Source organism: Halobacillus halophilus DSM 2266 (genome assembly GCF_000284515.1).
In the GTDB taxonomy this organism is placed as follows: Bacteria; Bacillota; Bacilli; order Bacillales; family Halobacillaceae; genus Halobacillus; species Halobacillus halophilus.
Genome location: NC_017668.1, coordinates 119045 through 139457, shown reverse-complemented (window position 1 = coordinate 139457; position 20413 = coordinate 119045). Strand labels below are relative to the sequence as shown.

The window sequence follows — 20413 nt, the reverse complement described above, 5'->3', positions numbered from 1 at the left end:
CCTTCCATATTTTTAATAGTTAATCGATATCTCGATATCGATTATTTTTTAGGTTTCTTCGTACCGTATTTAGAACGACCTTGTCTGCGGCCTTCAACACTTGCTGTGTCTAGGGCACCACGTACAACGTGGTAACGAACACCCGGCAAGTCTTTAACCTTACCACCGCGGATAAGAACAACACTGTGCTCTTGCAGGTTGTGGCCGATACCAGGGATATAGGCGTTAACCTCTAGCTGGTTGGTCAAACGAACACGTGCATATTTACGCAATGCGGAGTTCGGTTTTTTAGGTGTCATCGTACCGACACGTGTACAAACACCACGTTTTTGTGGAGAAGACTGATCCGTCATACGTTTTTTATAGCTGTTAAAGCCTTTGTTCAAGGCTGGAGCGTTTGTTTGTTTCGTTTTGCTTTCGCGTCCTTTACGTACCAATTGATTAATAGTTGGCATTTTTGTATCCTCCCTTCTTAACATTTCTTAATACCACACATCCAGGTGGTTCATAAAAAGGCAAAAAACAAAGCTTTCGCGATTTACCGCCAAAACTTTATTGCTTTATCGCCACTGTAGCAGCTCCGACATCAATACCACATGCATTTCCCAGTTCCTTCATGGAAGAAACACGGGTATGCGGAATTTTTAGATCCCTGGCTAGCCGTACTACTTTCAATGTCATCGTCTGATCAGCATCGTCAGCCGTTATGACTTCGATCACTTCACCATTTTTCATGGCTTTAAGTGTTTGTTTTGTTCCAATCACTATTTCTGATTTAGCCTGTGCTACTTTTTCATAAGACATCTTGCATATCCTCCAAAGTAACAAGGATAAACGGAAGCACCTTGATTATATTATCACTACCCAAAATGCATGTCAACTGCATTTCGGGTAGTTTTTTTTGTGCTTCCATTAATTTTACCCTTTGTTAACATCTATCTACTCTTTTTAAGAATGAGTGACTTCTTCTGGCTGGGCCTGTTGTTCAGGTGCTCCTTCAGACTGAGCCTGAATCTTACGGTAGCGTGTCATACCAGTACCAGCTGGTACAAGCTTACCGATAATAACGTTCTCTTTCAATCCTAGAAGTTCATCTCTCTTACCTTTAATCGCTGCATCAGTCAGGACACGAGTTGTTTCCTGGAAGGATGCCGCAGACAGGAAGCTGTCTGTTTCAAGCGATGCTTTGGTAATACCAAGAATGACCGGACGACCCACTGCAGGCTGTCCGCCTTCCACAAGAGCTTTCTGGTTCGCTTCTTTAAATTGGTGGATCTCAAGAAGTGATCCAGGAAGTACATCGGTGTCTCCAGCATCAAGTACTCGAACTTTACGAAGCATCTGGCGGACCATTACTTCAACGTGCTTGTCAGAGATTTCAACACCTTGCATACGATATACTTTCTGTACTTCTTTAAGAAGATATTGCTGAACTCCGTCAAGCCCCTGGATATTCAACAGTTCTTTTGGATCGATGGAACCTTCTGTAAGAGGACTTCCTGCGGACACAGCATCTCCTACAGTAACTTTCATACGAGCGCCATACGGAGCCGTATAAGAGCGGCTCTCTACAGCCCCTTGAACCACGATCTCTTGTTTTTCTTTCACTTCGTTAACTTCCTGTACGGTTCCGTCGATTTCTGTAATCACGGCTTGACCTTTAGGGTTACGTGCTTCCACAATCTCCTGGATACGTGGAAGACCTTGAGTGATGTCATCTCCGGCAACACCGCCAGTGTGGAAGGTACGCATTGTAAGCTGTGTACCAGGCTCACCGATAGACTGAGCGGCAATGATTCCAACTGCTTCGCCAACTTCGACTTCGTCACCTGTTGCCAGGTTACGGCCGTAGCACTTCTTACATACGCCGTGTTTAGTATTACAAGTGAAGGCAGAGCGGATAACAATGCTTTCAATACCGGAGTCTACGATTTGTTTAGCACCATCTTCAGAAATAACTTCGTTACGACTCGCCAGTACTTCACCAGTTTCCGGGTGTTTTACTGTTTGGAATGCCGTACGGCCAATCAGACGATCAATTAGCGGTTCTATTACCTCTGAACCTTCCGTAATTGCACTTACTGGTAATCCACGGTCTGTACCACAATCATCTTCACGGACGATTACGTCTTGAGCTACATCGACAAGTCGACGAGTCAGGTAACCGGAGTCCGCTGTTTTCAGTGCTGTATCTGCAAGACCTTTACGGGCACCGTGTGTGGAAATAAAGTACTCAAGTACTGTTAAGCCTTCACGGAAGCTTGATTTGATTGGAAGTTCAATAATACGTCCAGCCGGGTTGGCCATAAGACCACGCATACCAGCGAGCTGAGTAAAGTTGGACGCGTTACCACGTGCTCCTGAATCACTCATCATGAATATAGGGTTACGCGGGTTCAAGGAACTCATCAAACGGTTTTGAATATCATCTTTAGCCCCGGACCAGATTTCAATTACTCGGTCATAGCGTTCTTCGTCGGTAATTAAACCACGACGAAACTGTTTAAGAACTTTATCAACTTTGCCTTGAGCTTCTTCCAGAATTTCTTGTTTCTCTGGAAGTACTACTACGTCAGATACACCAACCGTAATACCTGCTTTAGTGGAATAAGCAAAGCCGAGATCTTTCATTCTGTCCAGCATCTTGGATGTTTCACTGATAGAGAAGCGTTTAAATACTTCTGCAATAATGTCACCCAGGATCCCTTTCTTGAATGGAGATACTTCTTCACGGTTCGATATTTCTTGACGAATATCTGTACCTTTAGGAACAAAGTATTGATCCGGTGTTTTTACTTCAAGGTTCTCTTGGGTTGGCTCATTCATATACGGGAAGGAATTAGGCAGCATTTCATTAAAGATCAACTTACCAACTGTAGTAAGAAGCAGCTGCTGATTCTGCTCTTCAGTAAAGGTTTCATTTCCTAAAGAGCTTGCCTGAACGGCAACCCGTGTATGAAGGTGCGCATACCCATTCTGATAAGCCATTAACGCTTCATTGAGATCTTTGAAGAACATTCCTTCTCCAACAGATCCTTCACGTTCAAGCGTCAGGTAGTAGTTACCTAGCACCATATCCTGTGATGGTGTAACGACCGGCTTACCATCCTTAGGGTTAAGAATGTTTTGAGCAGCCAGCATTAGGATCCGAGCTTCTGCCTGGGCCTCGGAAGACAACGGCACGTGAACCGCCATTTGGTCACCGTCAAAGTCAGCATTATAAGCTGTACATACCAACGGGTGAAGACGAATGGCACGGCCTTCTACCAGGGTAGGTTCGAACGCCTGGATACCTAAGCGGTGAAGTGTTGGTGCACGGTTTAATAACACCGGGTGTTCTTTAATAACATCTTCAAGAACATCCCACACTTCATGGTGAACGCGCTCAATTTTACGCTTAGCTGATTTAATGTTGTGTGCAAGTCCGCGGGAAACGAGCTCTTTCATAACGAAAGGCTTGAACAATTCAAGCGCCATTTCTTTTGGAAGTCCGCACTGATACATCTTCAAGGATGGACCTACAACGATAACCGAACGACCGGAATAGTCGACACGTTTACCGAGCAAGTTTTGACGGAAACGACCTTGCTTACCTTTCAGCATGTGAGAAAGGGATTTAAGCGGACGGTTACCAGGCCCAGTAACTGGACGTCCACGGCGTCCGTTATCAATAAGAGCATCTACAGCTTCTTGAAGCATACGCTTCTCGTTCTGGACGATAATCGTCGGTGCCCCCAAATCTAACAGGCGTTTAAGACGGTTGTTACGGTTAATTACTCGACGATATAAGTCGTTCAAGTCAGAAGTTGCGAAACGTCCTCCATCCAATTGAACCATAGGACGAATCTCTGGTGGAATGACAGGCAGTACATCAAGAATCATCCATGAAGGATCGTTTCCTGAATGACGGAAAGATTCCAGTACTTCCAAACGTTTAATAGCACGAGTACGTCGTTGACCCTGAGCTGTTTTTAATTCCTCTTTCAGAGTTTCTACTTCTCCTTCAAGATCGATATCAAAAAGAAGTTTACGGATAGCTTCAGCACCCATTGCTGCCTGGAATCCCTGCCCGAATTTTTCACGGTATGAACGATATTCCTTTTCAGAAAGCAGCTGCTTTCTCTCAAGGGCTGTTTCGCCTGGGTCCGTTACGATATAAGCAGCAAAGTAAATGACTTCTTCCAAAGCACGCGGGGACATATCAAGTACAAGACCCATACGGCTTGGAATACCTTTAAAGTACCAAATGTGGGAGACTGGGGCAGCTAATTCCAAGTGCCCCATCCGCTCACGACGTACTTTGGCTTTTGTTACTTCTACACCACAACGGTCACAAACGACGCCTTTATAGCGGACACGCTTGTATTTACCACAGTGGCACTCCCAGTCTTTTTGCGGACCGAAGATTCTTTCGCAGAATAACCCGTCTTTTTCGGGTTTTAGCGTACGATAATTGATTGTTTCTGGCTTCTTGACCTCACCGTAAGACCAAGATCTGATTTTATCAGGTGAAGCCAAACCAATTTTCATATACTCAAAGTTGTTTACATCTAGCAAGGGGCCTACCTCCCTTTCAGTATCCGGGTTTTACCCTAAACTTTAGAACACGGGTGTCTGGAACAATACGTCTATTAATCGTCTAGGTTTAAATTCTCGGATTCTTTCGTTTGCTCTTCTTCGATATCCCGCATTTCTATTTCTTGTTCATCACCAGAAAGAATTTTCACATCCATACCTAAACTTTGAAGCTCTTTAATTAGAACTTTAAAGGATTCAGGTACGCCTGGTTCTGGAACGTTATCACCTTTAACAATCGCTTCATACGTTTTCACACGACCGACTACGTCATCTGACTTGACTGTCAGAATTTCTTGAAGAGTATAGGCGGCACCATATGCTTCTAGTGCCCATACCTCCATCTCACCGAAACGCTGACCACCAAATTGAGCTTTACCGCCCAATGGCTGCTGGGTTACAAGAGAGTAAGGTCCAGTGGAACGGGCGTGCAGCTTGTCGTCAACCATGTGTGCCAGTTTAATCATATACATAACACCAACAGATACACGGTTATCAAACGGTTCCCCTGTGCGTCCATCATACAGAATGGTCTTCGCATCACGGGACATACCAGCTTCCTGAAGCGTCTCCCAAACATCCTCTTCTCGGGCACCATCAAATACCGGAGTTGCTACTCTTTCTCCAAGGAGACGGGCAGCCATACCTAAGTGAAGCTCAAGTACTTGTCCAATATTCATACGAGATGGTACACCAAGCGGGTTTAACATGACATCTACTGGAGTTCCATCTGGTAAGAATGGCATATCTTCTTCTGGAAGAATCTTAGAGATAACACCTTTGTTTCCGTGACGACCAGCCATTTTGTCACCTTCAGATATCTTACGCTTCTGAACGATGTACACGCGAATCAGCTGGTTGACTCCTGGCGGAAGTTCATCTCCGTCTTCACGATTGAAGATTTTAACATCAAGCACAATTCCGCCTGCACCGTGAGGTACACGAAGAGAAGTGTCGCGGACTTCACGGGCTTTTTCACCAAAGATAGCATGGAGCAGACGTTCTTCAGCAGATAATTCCGTAACCCCTTTAGGAGTAACTTTACCTACAAGAAGGTCTCCATCGCTAACCTCAGCTCCTACACGGATAATTCCACGTTCATCCAAGTCACGAAGAGCATCTTCACCTACGTTAGGAATGTCTCTTGTAATCTCTTCTGGCCCAAGTTTCGTATCGCGGGCTTCTGATTCATATTCTTCAATATGAATAGAAGTGTACACGTCATCTTTTACCAGACGCTCACTCATGATGATGGCGTCCTCATAGTTGTAACCATCCCATGTCATGAATGCAACCAGTGGGTTTTGTCCAAGTGCTAACTCTCCCATATCCATGGAAGGTCCATCAGCAAGGATTTCCCCTTTCGTTACACGATCGCCTTTGGAAACAATCGGACGCTGGTTATAACAGCTTCCCTGGTTGGAACGGATGAATTTCTGAAGACGGTAACGATCAAGATCGCCTTCTACTTCTTTGCCATCTACTTCAGATATGCGGCGTATGAACACTTCTTTTGCTTCTACACGCTCAACGATACCTTCATTGCGGCAGATAACAGCTGCACCTGAGTCTTTACCTGATACATATTCCATTCCAGTACCTACAAGTGGAGCATCCGGCTGAAGCAATGGTACAGCCTGACGCTGCATATTTGCACCCATTAGAGAACGGTTAGAGTCATCGTTTTCCAAGAATGGAATACAAGCGGTTGCCGCAGATACTACCTGCTTCGGTGATACGTCCATATAATCTAAGCGATCACGGCCTACTACCGTGTTTTCACCACGGAAACGAGCGATAACTTCAGGATCCGTGAAGGAACCGTCTTCTTCGAGTTTAGCGTTGGCCTGGGCAACAACGTAATTATCTTCCTCATCGGCTGTCAGATAATCAAATTGAGAAGTTACTTTGTTTGTATCTGGATCCACTCGACGATAAGGTGTTTCGATAAACCCAAATTCATTTACCTTCGCATAAGAAGATAAGGAGTTGATCAGACCGATGTTTGGTCCCTCAGGAGTTTCGATTGGACACATACGTCCGTAGTGGGAGTAGTGTACGTCACGGACTTCAAATCCTGCACGCTCACGTGTTAAACCACCTGGTCCTAGAGCAGAAAGACGACGTTTGTGTGTTAATTCCGCTAGCGGGTTAGTCTGGTCCATGAACTGAGATAACTGAGAGCTGCCAAAGAACTCTTTAATTGAAGCAATCACTGGACGTATATTAATTAACTGCTGCGGAGTAATAGATGAAGTGTCCTGGATCGACATACGTTCACGTACTACGCGCTCCATACGGGATAGACCAATACGGAACTGGTTCTGCAAAAGTTCACCTACGGAACGAAGACGACGGTTACCTAAGTGGTCAATGTCATCTGTTCCACCCACATTATGCAGCAAGTTAAAGAAATAACTGATAGAAGAAATGATATCTGCCGGTGTAATATTTTTTACATCACGGTCGATGTTTGCATTCCCGATCACATTAATGGAACGTTCTCCTTCTGGATCTGTCGGGTCTACAATTTTCACCGATTGTACACGCATCGGTTCTTCAAGTACTCCCTCAGCTGGATCAAGAGATCTTTCACTAAGGGTAGTTTCTTCATTATCGAAATGTGGAATCAATTTATTGAGCAGACGACGATCAATTTTATCGCCTTTTTCTGCCAGTACTTCGCCTGTTTCTTCGTCTACTAACGTTTCAGCAAGCGTTTGATTAAACAATCGATCTTTTATATGAAGCTTTTTATTCATTTTATAACGTCCGACGCGAGCTAGATCATAGCGCTTCGGATCAAAGAAACGAGAAACAAGTAAACTCTTAGCATTTTCTACTGTTGGCGGCTCGCCAGGGCGCAGACGCTCATAGATTTCAAGCAATGCTTTCTCACTGTTCTCTGTATTATCTTTCTCAAGCGTGTTCTTCAAGTATTCGTTCTCACCAATAAGATCAATAATCTCCTGGTCTGTTCCGAATCCTAAAGCACGTAGCAGTACGGTGATTGGTAATTTACGAGTACGATCGATACGGACATGTGCTACATCCTTCGCATCGGTTTCGAACTCAAGCCACGCACCACGGTTTGGAATAACAGTAGCCGTGTAACCTCTCTTACCGTTTTTATCAATCTTTTTGTTGTAATATACACTCGGAGAACGAACAAGCTGCGAAACGATAACGCGCTCAGCACCATTAATGATAAAGGTACCGGTGTCTGTCATGAGAGGGAAATCTCCCATAAACACTTCTTGCTCTTTCACTTCTCCTGTCTCATTGTTTAAGAGACGAACTTTCACACGAAGCGGTGCATTATATGTTACATCGCGATCTTTTGACTCATCCACTGGATACTTTGGTTCGCCAAGGCTGTAGTCTACAAACTCTAATGATAAGTTACCTGTGAAATCTTCAATTGGAGAAATGTCCTTGAACATTTCTTTCAAACCTTCTTCCAGGAACCATTGGTAGGAAGCCGTCTGAATTTCAATTAAGTTAGGTAACTCTAAAACTTCACTGATACGAGCATAACTTCTGCGCTGGCGGTGTCGTCCATACTGAACTAGTTGACCTGTCAACTGATTCACCCCTCAAATCAAGCATTTTAATAACGAAAAAAGCGTTCGGCAAGACATGCCGAACAGGCTTGCGGTTGATCTTGCCACAAGCACTATTTAAACATTCGCCTCTATAGCAAATGGTAATTCTTCATTTCTCTCTAACGTTAGACAAAAAAGAAAAAGGGTCGACTTGATATAGATAACCTCATTTACTTTCACTTATTGATTTTCACCATTTTACCCTTCCACCAAGCTTTTTATACATTTTCCTAAAAAAGACTTGACAGGACGGGCGTACATGGGCATTTTCCAATACTAGCATAATTAAATACCCTAGTCAAACTTTTGAGCTTTGAAAATATAGTAGCCATTTTCCTTGCGAACGACTTCAATATTCCCAAACAATTCTTCTATTTTTTGTTTTGCAGAAGGAGCCCCTTGCTTTTTTTGAATGACCACCCATAACTCACCGGATTTACCAAGAGCCTTCTTAGCCTCTTCGAACATAGCGTGCACGACCTTTTTCCCTGCACGTACAGGGGGATTGGTCAGTATCGCAGCAAACTGGCGGCCTTCCAACTGACGGAGCCGATCACTCTCTTTAATCTCTACATTAGTAACCTGATTCTTAGCAGCATTCTTTTCCGCAAGATTCAAAGCTCTCTCATTTACATCCACCATGACAACCTGACGATCTGGATACTCTAGCGCAAGGGAAAGACCAATCGGTCCATAACCGCATCCAAGATCAAGGAAGTTTCCGTCCACTGGCGGAGCTGTAAACGACTCTATAAGTAAACGAGAACCAAAATCTACTTCACCTTTTGAGAAAACGGCGTGATCTGTAGTAAAGGTTAATAAGCGGTCACGTAATGTGTAAGACCAGGTTTTTTCATCGCTTTTCGCAGCGGTTTTCTTTGAATAGTAATGTTCCGACATGATCCGAACACCCTCTTTTCATCTAGTAAGCAAAAGAAAGCCCGCCGATGATCAGCGAGCTTTACTTTAAAGATACAATTACTTAAGTTCGATCGTTGCGCCAGCTTCTTCAAGCTGAGATTTCATTTCTTCTGCTTCTTCTTTAGAAACGCCTTCTTTGATTGCGCCAGGAGCGTTATCAACTAGGTCTTTTGCGTCTTTAAGACCAAGACCAGTGATTTCACGTACTGCTTTAACAACTTTGATCTTAGAGCTTCCAGCTGATTCTAGTACTACGTCGAATTCAGTTTGCTCTTCTTCAGCTTCTGCACCTGCAGCAGCACCGCCGGCAGCAACTGGAGCTGCAGCTGATACACCAAATTCTTCTTCAATTGCTTTAACTAGGTCGTTAAGCTCAAGAACAGACATTTCTTTAATCGCTTCGATAATTTGTTCGTTAGACATGAGAAATTTCCTCCTTATTAATTTTAAAGGTTATAGTTTAGTCGAACGCGAGATTTACGCGCTTTCTTCTTCTTTCTGATCCGCAATAGCTTTTGTAGCATATGCGAAGTTTCGTACAGGAGCTTGTAGTACGCTTAGGAACATAGATACAAGACCTTCGTAGCTTGGGATGTTGGCAAGTTCCTGAAGCTGTTCAAGAGTTGCAACTTGTCCTTCAATTACGCCACCTTTAATTTCAAGGTTATCGTGATCTTTAGCGAAATTGTTTAGAATTTTTGCTGGAGCTACAGCGTCATCTTCATGGAACGCAAGGGCAGTTGGTCCTTGAAGAACTTCATGAAGTTCACTTAGTTCAACTGCTTCTGTAGCACGGCGAGTCATTGTGTTTTTATACACTTTGAAATCAACGCCCGCTTCACGAAGTTGTGAACGAAGCTCGGTTACTTCTGCAACATCAAGACCGCGGTAATCTACCAATACAGCAGATTTACTATTGCGGAACTTGTCAGCCAATTCACTAACAATTTGCTGTTTCTGTTCAATAATACTGCTCATCTTTCCACCTCCTATTGACTTTTCATCATACCGTTCCGGAAGGTTTCACAAAAAAGTACCTCCATGCAGACATGGAGGTACGTATGAGAGAACAGGGCGTTTTTAGCGCTGTCCTGCTTATTCACACACCTCGGCAGGAAATTAAGCGGAGTTGCATCCGCACCTGCTGTCTACGGTATAACGTATTCATTTATACAACGTCCCTAATTATAATTTAATTAGGGACGATAAGTCAATACTAAATTTTATTATTTAGCGAAATTGGAAACATCAACTTTGATTCCAGGACCCATCGTTGATGAAACAGCAGCATTACGCATATAAGTTCCTTTTGATGCTTGAGGCTTAGCTTTTACTAGAGCATCTGTAATAGCTTCGAAGTTTTCCGCAAGCTTTTGTTTGTCGAAAGAAGCTTTTCCGATCGGAACGTGGATGTTAGCAGCTTTATCAACGCGGTATTCAACTTTACCAGCCTTGATTTCATTAACTGCTTTTTCTACTTCAAACGTTACAGTGCCTGTTTTAGGGTTTGGCATAAGACCTTTTGGTCCTAGTACTCGGCCCAGCTTACCTACTTCAGCCATCATGTCAGGAGTGGCAACGACTACATCAAAATCGAACCAGCCTTGATTAATGCTATTAATCAGGTCTTGTTCACCTACGTAGTCAGCACCTGCTTCTTCTGCTTCTTTCGCTTTATCACCTTTAGCGAAAACAAGAACACGCTGGGATTTACCCGTACCGTGTGGAAGCACCATAGCTCCACGAATTTGCTGATCCGCTTTCTTAGGATCAACGCCTAGACGGAATGCTGCTTCAACTGTTTCATCAAAATTCGCTTTAGACGTCTCTTTTACAAGATCGATTGCTTCTTGTACATTATAAGATTTCGTACGATCAACAAGTTTTTGAAGTTCTTGTTGTCTTTTACTTTTTTTAGCCATTTTAATTTCCTCCTTGTTGTGGTTTTAACGGATTAACCTCCCACGAATAAAGGTTGCGAAAGAAGTTGAACTCCTATTTCGCAACCTTTAACTCCATCAGAGTGACGTTGTGGGATTAGTCTTCAACTGTAATTCCCATGCTTAGCGCAGTACCTTCAACCATGCGCATTGCAGCCTCAACGTCAGCAGCGTTTAAGTCAGGCATTTTTGTTTCCGCAATTTCGCGAACTTGATCGCGATTGACAGAAGCTACCTTGTTACGGTTCGGCTCACCAGAACCGGATTCGATACCTGCCGCTTTCTTAAGAAGAACAGCAGCTGGTGGAGTTTTGGTAACAAATGTAAATGAACGGTCTTCAAATACCGTAATTTCAACCGGAATAATCATACCCGCTTGATCTTGCGTACGAGCGTTGAACTCCTTACAGAAACCCATGATATTAATACCAGCTTGACCTAACGCCGGTCCTACCGGTGGTGCTGGGTTTGCTTTCCCTGCAGGGATCTGAAGTTTTACAACTTTAATAACTTTTTTAGCCACGAGACACACCTCCTTAAAGTCCGTGATGTGGTAATAGGGTTTACCCCTCCCACTCATCGCAATATGCTTAAAACACCTCTTAATCCGAGGCACATATAGAACATAAAAATTCTAGCATCTTTATAGGCATAATGCAAGGGGAGGATTGTATTTTATAGTTTTTCTATTTGAGAGAAATCAAGTTCAACCGGTGTTTCCCGACCGAACATGTTGACGTGAACTTTTACTTTTTGTTTATCTGTATCAATATATTCGATTGTGCCAGTGAAATTAGCAAAAGGTCCATCTGTCACTTTTACACTTTCTTTCACTTCTAAGTTAACTTCAGTTTTCGGTTGTTCATTCATACCCATGCGTTTTAGTACAGTCTCTGCTTCTTCGGGCAGGAGAGGGATGGGCTTTGAGCCCGAACCAGTAGAACCAACGAACCCGGTCACGCCTGGAGTATTTCGAACCACGTACCACGAATCATCTGTCATGACCATCTCGGCCAGCACGTAGCCAGGAAATACTTTCTTTTTGTTTATTTTCTTTTTACCATTTTTAATTTCCGTCTCTTCATCTTCAGGGACAAGAACGCGAAAGATCTTATCTTCCATTCCCATGGATTCAACACGTTTCTCTAAGTTCGCCCTTACTTTGTTTTCATAACCTGAATAGGTGTGAACAACATACCATCTTTTTTCCATTATCTCAGGACAAATACTTGCCCTTCCCTCCCTTATTTTCGATTTAAAAATTTTCTCCAACATAAAAAACCCGCTGAACGGGTTTTTTGTAAGTCTATTTACAAGTATAGCACAAAATCAACTCTACTATTCTTTAGAAATAAGTTCAAGCACCTCAGAGATCCCAAGGTCCACAATAGCAAAGAATACGGCAACAAAAACAACTGTACTTAAAACAGTAATTGTGTACCGCGTAAGTTCCTGTCCCTTAGGCCAGCTCACTTTGCGCATTTCTCGAGCTACGTTTTTAAAAAACTTAAACATGCTGCAAATACCCCCAAACTTGCGCCTGCCGGCTTTCTTTCTCTATTTCGTCTCGCGATGTAAGGTATGTTTGCCACATTTCTTACAAAACTTACGAACTTCCAGACGGTCGGATTGATTAGATCGATTTGTATATGAACTATAATTACGACTTTGGCATTCTGTACAGGCTAGCACTACTTTGTTTCTCATACGTTCTCCCCTCATAACCAGAGGTTTATACACTCAACAAATGTAGCACGCTTCAAACATACTGTCAATCTGTGTCTTATAATGTGATTTCACTTACTTCCAGGTACTTTTCAAGCTTTCTTTTAACACGTTGGAGGGCGTTATCAATCGATTTAACATGTCGATTTAATTCAACTGAAATCTCCTGATAGGACTGCCCGTCCAAATAAAGAGCAAGGACTTTTTTCTCGAGATCACTCAAAAGCTCAGAAATCTTCTCTTCCATATCACAGAACTTTTCTTTATTCACAATTAATTCTTGAGGATCTATTGCTTTTGAACCGGCTATTACATCAAGCAAGGTTCGATCTGATTCTTCATCGTAAATGGGCTTGTCTAAGGATACGTAGGAATTCAATGGAATGTGCTTTTGGCGTGTGGCGGTTTTGATTGCGGTAATAATCTGACGGGTGACACATAATTCTGCGAACGCTTTAAATGAAGATAGCTTACCTTCCTGATAATCTCGTATCGCTTTGTAAAGACCGATCATTCCTTCTTGCACGATATCTTCACGATCTGCACCAATAAGAAAATACGTTCGGGCTTTTGCGCGAACGAAATTCTTATACTTATTAATTAAATAATCAAGAGATTGGACCTCTCCCTGATTAATTCGTTCGATGATTGTTTCGTCATCAAGTTTGCTAAGATCCAACTCGTTGATGTCTTTCTCCGTTTGAATGATGCTCACTCAGGATCCCCCCGACCGTGCTGCCTCAATATAGCAATATTATACAGTAAGCGTTTCAAAAGCGTCAACAAGTTGTCAGAATTATTTATCTCCTCGGCGCCACTTTTCAAAGAGTTCTCTTACTTCCTTATTCATTGGTATCTTAGGCTGGTACTGGACCTGGTTCTGAGTTTCGACATCTTTTTTAATTTGTTTTTCAATATTCTTCACTTCAATGTACAGCTCTCTGGCAGACTTTCGAAAGGCTCCTTGTCCAAAAATTGTTCGCTGTTCGGCATAATCCGAGGTAGCTACATAAACTTGAGTTCGGACATCATTTAGTTCTCCTGCGAGCTTTTCAATCCGTTCATCCGCTGTTTCATTTTCTTTCGTAAAAATAACTTCCACTTTGTAATTTTTTTGTTTTTTGGCCACACCCCGGACATGATAAGCATCAAAGATCACGATGATCCGGTCCCCGGTATAGGACTGGTACTCGGCCATCATTTCAATTAAAAGATCTCTTGCCTGACCAAAATCTTGTTCTTTTAACCTTTTCAATTCCGGCCAGGCCCCAATCATGTTGTACCCATCAACTATTAGAACATTCATTATTACTCACCGACAGGGCGGCGCTTTCTATACACTTCGTACATTAATAAAGAAGCAGCAACGGATGCATTCAAAGAGGTTACTTTCCCAGCCATAGGGAGACTTACGGTCCAATCACATTTGTCTTTTGTTAGACGGCTCATCCCTCGCCCCTCGCTTCCAATCACAAGTGCGATCGGCATATTCCCATCCAGCCTCCTGTAATCTTCCGTACCATCTGCGTCTGTTCCGACGACCCACACAAACCTTTCTTTCAATTCGTCGATCGTTCTCGCAAGATTGGTTACTCTAGCAACCGGAATATATTCGATAGCGCCTGTAGACGTTTTAGCCACCGTAGAGGTGAGGGCCACTGAGCGCCTTTTTGGTATGATAACCCCGTGTGCTCCGCTCGCATCCGCTGTTCTTAAAATCGATCCCAGGTTATGAGGGTCTTCGATTTCATCGCAAATGATGAAAAATGGCGGCTCCCCTTTTTCTTCAGCTTTAGCAAACAAATCCTCAAGGTCACTGTATTCATAAGCGGCCACCGAAGCCGCTACACCCTGATGATTTCCTTCGACGAGCTGGTCAATTTTCTTTTTCGGGACTTTCTGAACAATAACCCCATTCTCTTTAGCTGCCTGCTCCAGTTTTTTATAGGCCTGGTGTTGTAACTGCTCGGACACTATCACTTTATTAATAGCTCTTCCTGATTTCAGAGCTTCCTGCACTGGGTTCTTACCTATAATCCATTCGTTATTCACCTTCTCCACTCCTTTCTTCTACAAATTGGATCGTCTGTTCAATTAATTCTTCCAGCCGCCCGGTTTTTCCAGATAAATAAAGAAAACCAAGAACCGCTTCAAAACCAGTTGAGTAACGATAAGTTTGTACATTTGTGCTCTTAGGTACAGAGCCGGACTTGGCATTTCTTCCTCGTCTGAGAACTCCCTGCTCCTCTTCTGTCAATAACCCTTTTTCCTGCCAGTATGCTACCGCCTGGGCCTGGGAAACAGCAGATACAAATTTCACGGCTGCTTTATGCAGCCGTTGTGGTTGTATTTTCCCTTGCTCCAATAGATGCTTCCTCACATACAGTTCATATACAGAATCACCCATGTAGGCAAGCGCCAGGCTTTTCATTTGTTTAACATCTTTTAAGGTCATGGGGATCAGCCCCTCTTCCAGCGTGTACCCTGGGAAGTGTCTTCCAATATAATATTTCTGTCTTTTAACTCATCGCGGATCTGATCGGCTCTTTCAAAATTACGATCTTTTCTTGCCTGCTTCCGTTCTTCAATCAGGGCATCGACCTCTTCATCCAGCAATTCTGCCTGGGTTTCAATCTCAAGACCAAGAACCATCATCAGTTCTTTCAACGTATTTTCATATGTCTCAAGCACACTGGTATGGGTTTGTTCTTCCTGAAGGTAAAGATTAGCTGATTTCGTAAGGTCGAATAAAACAGAAATGGCGTTTGCCGTATTAAAATCATCATCCATTTCTTGAATAAACTGCTCCTTGTGAGCTTCTATTTCCTTAATCCAGCGATCTGAATCATTTTGAAGGTTCATACTGGCAGATTTACGATGCTTTAAATTCTCATAAGCATTACGAATCCGGTCAAAACTGCTTTTCGCGCCTTTTAATAATTCATCACTGAAATTAATAGGGTGACGGTATTGAACACTGAGCATAAAGAAGCGAATAACCTGAGGGTCATGCTTTTTCACAAGATCGTGCGCAAGAATGAAATTCCCAAGTGATTTAGACATCTTTTCATTTTCAATATTAATATACCCGTTGTGCATCCAGTAACGCGCAAATGACTGGTCGTTATGTGCTTCTGACTGGGCAATTTCATTTTCGTGGTGAGGGAAAGTTAAATCTTGACCGCCGGCATGAATATCGATGGTCTCCCCTAAATACTTTTTAGCCATAGCGGAACATTCAATGTGCCACCCCGGGCGACCATTCCCCCACGGACTTTCCCATGATATTTCGTCTGGCTTGGCTTCCTTCCATAGTGTAAAATCAAGCGGGTCTTCCTTTTTATCCCCCACCTCTATGCGGGCGCCGGATCGTAGTTCATTAACGGACTGATGGGAAAGCTTCCCATAATTATCAAAGGAGCGAGTTCTGAAATACACATCCCCTTTTGCTTCATAGGCGTACCCTTTATCAATCAGCCCTTTTACAAAATCAATGATTTCATCCATGTTTTCAGTGACGCGCGGATGATCCACCGCTTCTTTAACGCCAAGTGCGCCTACATCTTCTTTATAGGCATCTATAAAACGGTTAGCAATGTCAGGAACCTCTTCCCCTAACTCATTCGCCGCTTTGATAAGTTTGTCATCTACATCTGTAAAGTTCAGCACGTAGTGTACGTCGTAGCCACGGTATTCGAAGTATCTGCGTACCGTATCAAAAACAATAGCAGGGCGGGCATTGCCGATATGGATATAGTTATAAACCGTTGGACCGCACACATACATCTTTACTTTATCTTCTTCCAAGGGCCGGAATGGTTCTTTTTTTCTTGTCAGCGTGTTGTATATATGAATACTCATGCTAGTTCACTCCTTTAGCTTCTTTTACTTCCTCTTGTAACTGCTTAATTTCCTTCTCTAACTGGTCGATACGATCATAAACTGGATCGGGCATCTTATGATGATCGAGATCTTTCTGCTGTACTTTCTTCCCGTCCTGCACGACTACGCGGCCCGGTATTCCAACTACGGTTGAATTGTGAGGCACATCGTGGAGGACGACTGATCCCGCCCCTACTTTAGAACTTTCTCCAATTGTGATGGATCCCAGAACCTTGGCTCCTGTAGCTACCAGGGAATTATCCAGTAATGTCGGGTGACGCTTCCCTTTTTCCTTGCCTGTGCCGCCGAGCGTGACGCCTTGAAACAAAGTAACATTATCTCCTATTTCACAGGTTTCCCCTATGACCACTCCCATTCCGTGATCAATGAAGAAACGGCGGCCGATTTTGGCCCCGGGGTGAATTTCTATCCCGGTAAAGAAGCGGCTTAATTGGGAAATCACTCTGGCCAGAAAGAAAAATTTCTTTTTATAGAATGCATGTGCCACCCGGTGGGCCCAGATAGAGTGCAATCCTGAATACGTTAAAATGACTTCAACGTAAGAACGAGCAGCAGGATCTTGATCAAAAACGACATCCACATCTTCCTTAAACATCTTAAAAAGCCCCATTTGCTCTCCTCCTTTGTTAACCAATAGTGGGAATCAAGCTACAAAAAACGCGCCTCCGTGCCCTATGGCACAGAGACGCGTTCCGCGTGGTTCCACTCTGCTTGGGAAAAATTGCTTCCCCTCTTCAGCCTTGCTAACGGAAGGTAACCGCTTCAGCCTACTCGTTTCGGCAGAAGACTCAGAGGTGCATTTCAAAGCGGTCCCAAATAATCACTTTCAGCCGGGGTGATTTTCTCTGTGTATGGGAAACCTCTTCTACTTCTCCTCATCAACGTTTCTTATTGGTAACTCTACTATATGACATAAGAAGTCATTTGTGAAAAGTTTAGCCTTGAAGTTTATTTAATACATCATCTAAACGGACATTGACGGTTTCAAGACCAAGCAGGTGAATAGCATTGGGCAGTTCTGGACCGTGTGTTTGGCCGGTTGTAGCTACACGAATCGGCATGAAAAGCTTCTTCCCTTTATGGCCGGTTTCTTTTTGTACGGCTTTAACCTGCTTCTTGATCGCTTCTGGCGTGAATTCTTCCAGTTCATTCAGCTTTTTCTTGAACGTATCAAGCACTTCTGGCACTTGCTCGCCTTCCAGCACTTCCATAGCGCTCTCATCATATTGTATTTCTTGTTTGAAGAATAATTCCGTAAGCTCCACAATTTGCGCGCCATAATCCAATTGTTCCTGGTAGAGAGCAATTAATTCATGGACCCACTCCCGGTCGGAATCACTCATATTCTCTGAAACACGTCCCGCTTCGATGAGATGAGGGAGAGTTAACTCTACTACACGATCAAACTCAGCCGATTTAATATACTGGTTGTTCATCCACTTCAGTTTTGCAGGGTCAAAAACCGCTGGTGAAGTAGAGAGACGTTCCGCATCGAATATTTCAATCAGTTTATCCTGAGTGAAGATTTCCTCTTCGCCTACCGGCGACCAGCCAAGCAAAGTAATAAAATTAAATAATGATTCAGGTAAATATCCTAAGTTCTTATATTGCTCAATGAACTGCAGGATGTGTTCATCACGCTTGCTTAGCTTTTTACGATTTTCATTCAGAATGAGTGTCATATGACCAAACTTAGGCGGCTCCCATCCAAACGCTTCATATACCATCATTTGCTTAGGTGTGTTTGAGATGTGCTCTTCCCCGCGTAGTACATGAGTGATCGCCATAAGGTAATCATCTACAGCAACGGCAAAGTTGTAGGTTGGTGTTCCGCTTTTCTTTACAATAACCCAGTCCCCAAAATCACTGGATTCGAACGTGATGTTTTCACGGACGATATCGTTAAACGTGTACGTATGGTTTTCCGGTACACGCAGGCGAATACTTGGTTCGCGTCCCTCTGCCTCAAACTGTTCAATCTGCTCTTGGCTTAAGTCACGATGAGCTCCTGAATACTTTGGTGCTTCTCCACGTGCAATTTGTGCTTCTCGTTCTGCTTCCAGCTCTTCTGCTGTCATATAACATTTATATGCCAGGCCGCGCTCAAGCAAATCATCTACATATTTTTGGTAAAGATCCAGGCGCTCCATTTGGCGATAAGGACCGTATTCCCCACCCTTATCCGGGCTTTCGTCCCAATCAATTCCAAGCCAGCGTAAATAATTAAGCTGACTTTGCTCTCCGCCTTCTACATTTCGCTTTTCATCTGTATCCTCAATGCGGATAACCATCTTTCCTCCGGCATTTCGTGCAAACAAATAGTTGAACAGGGCCGTTCTTGCATTCCCAATGTGAAGATGGCCGGTCGGGCTGGGTGCATAACGTACTCGAACTTCATTCGACATAATTGTACTCCTTTCGTTACCGTTCCTTTTTTCCAGTTTTATTTTATCATTTTTTTGTCAGGCTTGTTGATCTTTTTGCAAAAGAACGACGGCTTGAGCCGCGATTCCTTCCTTCCTTCCAGTAAAACCTAGTTTTTCAGTGGTAGTAGCTTTTACATTAATCTGTTTCGTCTCCGCATCCAGTAAAGAAGCTATATTCTCACGGATCTCCTCAATAAAGGGAGCCATTTTGGGGGCTTGCGCAATGACCGTACAATCCACATTTCCGAGTTCATACCCCTGGGCTTTTACAAATTTCCAGACATGCTGCAGAAGCATACCAGAATCGGCGTTCTTATATTCAGGATCTGTATCAGGAAAGTGTTTGCCGATATCTCCTTCTCCAATTGCGCCTAAACAGGCATCGGCAATGGTATGAAGAAGAACATCAGCATCCGAGTGCCCAAGAAGTCCTTTTTCGTGAGGAATCTCAACTCCCCCAATGATGCATTTACGTCCTTCCGTCAGCTGGTGTACATCAAAACCTTGACCAATTCGGAACATAGGATTCTCCACTTCCTTTCCTTTGCGCTGGTTTTGTATATAAGACTCTGCTTTATGTAAGTCCTCTGGCGTCGTTAGTTTGATGTTATCATAGCTTCCCTCCACAATAGCCACTTCTTCTCCCAGGCTCTCGACTAAGGAAGCATCATCTGTCCCATAGTATCCGCTCTCCTGTGCTTTTTGATGCGCTTTATAGATCAACGAAAAAGTGAAGCTTTGGGGTGTCTGGGCTGCCCATAGTGTCTTTCGATCCAGTGTGCTCAGTAATTGATCATTCTTCTGTTTGATCGTATCTGTTACAGGTACCGCTAATAGAGCGGCATGCTTTTCAATCGTCCGCTCGGCCAATTCGTGCAAGAGCTCTCGTTTAACAAATGGACGTGCTCCGTCATGGATAAACACGGGCAGATTTGTATGAATTATGGCCTTTAATCCCGCAAACACACTATCCTGCCTCTCCGCTCCTCCATCTACCAGCTGAATCTCTTTATTTAAAGAAAACGCTTGAAGCAGTTCTTCCATCTGCTCTCTTTCCTTTGGATTAGTCACTAGAACGATTTCAGCACACCATTCGTCTTTAGCAAAAACGGAGAGTGTATGTAATATTAACGGTTGATCTTCTATTTTTAGAAACTGCTTATTTTTACCAGCCAGCATGCGCTTGCCCTGTCCTGCTGCAAGTACCACTGCCGTATAATTTATCATAGTATCCATCCTAAACTGGTTTAAACCATAAAATAACCACTATAACTATCTCTGTAAATAACAAAAGCGATAACTCACCGGTTATCACTTT

20 protein-coding genes and 2 other annotated features are annotated in these 20413 nt (G+C 43.4%); all 20 genes read right to left on the bottom strand.

Features of this window, described 5'->3' with window-relative positions; all coding sequences use genetic code 11:
* Positions 1–41: 41 nt before the first annotated feature.
* Positions 42–455: a 30S ribosomal protein S12 gene (rpsL, locus tag HBHAL_RS00710; protein ID WP_014641416.1), complete on the bottom strand. Its 414-nt coding sequence runs from the start codon at positions 453–455 to the stop codon at positions 42–44.
* 97 nt (positions 456–552) lie between these two features.
* Complete coding sequence (locus HBHAL_RS00705; protein WP_014641415.1) at positions 553–804, bottom strand: 50S ribosomal protein L7ae-like protein; 252 nt, start codon at positions 802–804, stop codon at positions 553–555.
* Positions 805–948: 144 nt separating this feature from the next.
* Positions 949–4557 (bottom strand): DNA-directed RNA polymerase subunit beta', encoded by a 3609-nt coding sequence (rpoC, locus tag HBHAL_RS00700; RefSeq protein ID WP_014641414.1) that lies wholly within the window; start codon positions 4555–4557, stop codon positions 949–951.
* A gap of 74 nt (positions 4558–4631) precedes the next feature.
* The gene (rpoB, locus tag HBHAL_RS00695) at positions 4632–8159 is read right to left on the bottom strand and encodes a DNA-directed RNA polymerase subunit beta (RefSeq protein ID WP_014641413.1); all 3528 of its coding nucleotides are present in this window, start codon (positions 8157–8159) and stop codon (positions 4632–4634) included.
* A gap of 315 nt (positions 8160–8474) precedes the next feature.
* Entirely contained in the window at positions 8475–9080 is a 606-nt protein-coding gene (locus HBHAL_RS00690) for a class I SAM-dependent methyltransferase (RefSeq protein WP_014641412.1), read from the bottom strand.
* Positions 9081–9158: 78 nt separating this feature from the next.
* A complete protein-coding gene (gene rplL, locus HBHAL_RS00685; RefSeq protein ID WP_014641411.1) occupies positions 9159–9524 on the bottom strand; it encodes a 50S ribosomal protein L7/L12 in 366 nt (121 codons plus the stop codon).
* 54 nt (positions 9525–9578) lie between these two features.
* Positions 9579–10079, bottom strand: coding sequence for a 50S ribosomal protein L10 (gene rplJ / locus HBHAL_RS00680; protein ID WP_014641410.1), 501 nt, complete (start codon positions 10077–10079; stop codon positions 9579–9581).
* Between the two features lie 40 nt (positions 10080–10119).
* Positions 10120–10273 (bottom strand) — a sequence feature (ribosomal protein L10 leader region).
* Between the two features lie 54 nt (positions 10274–10327).
* The gene (gene rplA / locus HBHAL_RS00675) at positions 10328–11023 is read right to left on the bottom strand and encodes a 50S ribosomal protein L1 (protein WP_014641409.1); all 696 of its coding nucleotides are present in this window, start codon (positions 11021–11023) and stop codon (positions 10328–10330) included.
* A gap of 115 nt (positions 11024–11138) precedes the next feature.
* On the bottom strand, positions 11139–11564 hold the full coding sequence (gene rplK / locus HBHAL_RS00670) for a 50S ribosomal protein L11 (RefSeq protein ID WP_014641408.1): 426 nt from the start codon (positions 11562–11564) through the stop codon (positions 11139–11141).
* A 152-nt stretch (positions 11565–11716) separates the two neighbouring features.
* Complete coding sequence (gene nusG / locus HBHAL_RS00665; RefSeq protein ID WP_014641407.1) at positions 11717–12253, bottom strand: transcription termination/antitermination protein NusG; 537 nt, start codon at positions 12251–12253, stop codon at positions 11717–11719.
* A gap of 126 nt (positions 12254–12379) precedes the next feature.
* Complete coding sequence (gene secE, locus HBHAL_RS00660; protein ID WP_014641406.1) at positions 12380–12556, bottom strand: preprotein translocase subunit SecE; 177 nt, start codon at positions 12554–12556, stop codon at positions 12380–12382.
* Between the two features lie 42 nt (positions 12557–12598).
* Positions 12599–12763: a 50S ribosomal protein L33 gene (rpmG, locus tag HBHAL_RS20635; RefSeq protein ID WP_269448432.1), complete on the bottom strand. Its 165-nt coding sequence runs from the start codon at positions 12761–12763 to the stop codon at positions 12599–12601.
* Positions 12764–12824: 61 nt separating this feature from the next.
* Positions 12825–13481 carry an RNA polymerase sporulation sigma factor SigH gene (gene sigH, locus HBHAL_RS00655; RefSeq protein ID WP_014641404.1) on the bottom strand — a complete coding sequence of 219 codons (657 nt, stop codon included), beginning with the start codon at positions 13479–13481 and terminating at the stop codon, positions 12825–12827.
* An 81-nt stretch (positions 13482–13562) separates the two neighbouring features.
* On the bottom strand, positions 13563–14072 hold the full coding sequence (locus HBHAL_RS00650) for an NYN domain-containing protein (RefSeq protein WP_014641403.1): 510 nt from the start codon (positions 14070–14072) through the stop codon (positions 13563–13565).
* Between the two features lie 2 nt (positions 14073–14074).
* On the bottom strand, positions 14075–14818 hold the full coding sequence (gene rlmB, locus HBHAL_RS00645) for a 23S rRNA (guanosine(2251)-2'-O)-methyltransferase RlmB (RefSeq protein WP_014641402.1): 744 nt from the start codon (positions 14816–14818) through the stop codon (positions 14075–14077).
* Complete coding sequence (locus HBHAL_RS00640) at positions 14811–15221, bottom strand: Mini-ribonuclease 3 (protein ID WP_014641401.1); 411 nt, start codon at positions 15219–15221, stop codon at positions 14811–14813. Before HBHAL_RS00640 ends, rlmB begins: the two co-directional genes overlap by 8 nt.
* Before the next feature lie 5 nt (positions 15222–15226).
* Entirely contained in the window at positions 15227–16627 is a 1401-nt protein-coding gene (gene cysS / locus HBHAL_RS00635) for a cysteine--tRNA ligase (RefSeq protein WP_014641400.1), read from the bottom strand.
* Between the two features lies 1 nt (position 16628).
* On the bottom strand, positions 16629–17279 hold the full coding sequence (cysE, locus tag HBHAL_RS00630) for a serine O-acetyltransferase (protein WP_014641399.1): 651 nt from the start codon (positions 17277–17279) through the stop codon (positions 16629–16631).
* A 68-nt stretch (positions 17280–17347) separates the two neighbouring features.
* Positions 17348–17560, bottom strand: a binding site (T-box leader).
* A 44-nt stretch (positions 17561–17604) separates the two neighbouring features.
* Positions 17605–19074 (bottom strand): glutamate--tRNA ligase, encoded by a 1470-nt coding sequence (gene gltX / locus HBHAL_RS00625; RefSeq protein WP_014641398.1) that lies wholly within the window; start codon positions 19072–19074, stop codon positions 17605–17607.
* 57 nt (positions 19075–19131) lie between these two features.
* The gene (locus HBHAL_RS00620; RefSeq protein ID WP_014641397.1) at positions 19132–20322 is read right to left on the bottom strand and encodes a bifunctional 2-C-methyl-D-erythritol 4-phosphate cytidylyltransferase/2-C-methyl-D-erythritol 2,4-cyclodiphosphate synthase; all 1191 of its coding nucleotides are present in this window, start codon (positions 20320–20322) and stop codon (positions 19132–19134) included.
* Positions 20323–20413: the final 91 nt, after the last annotated feature.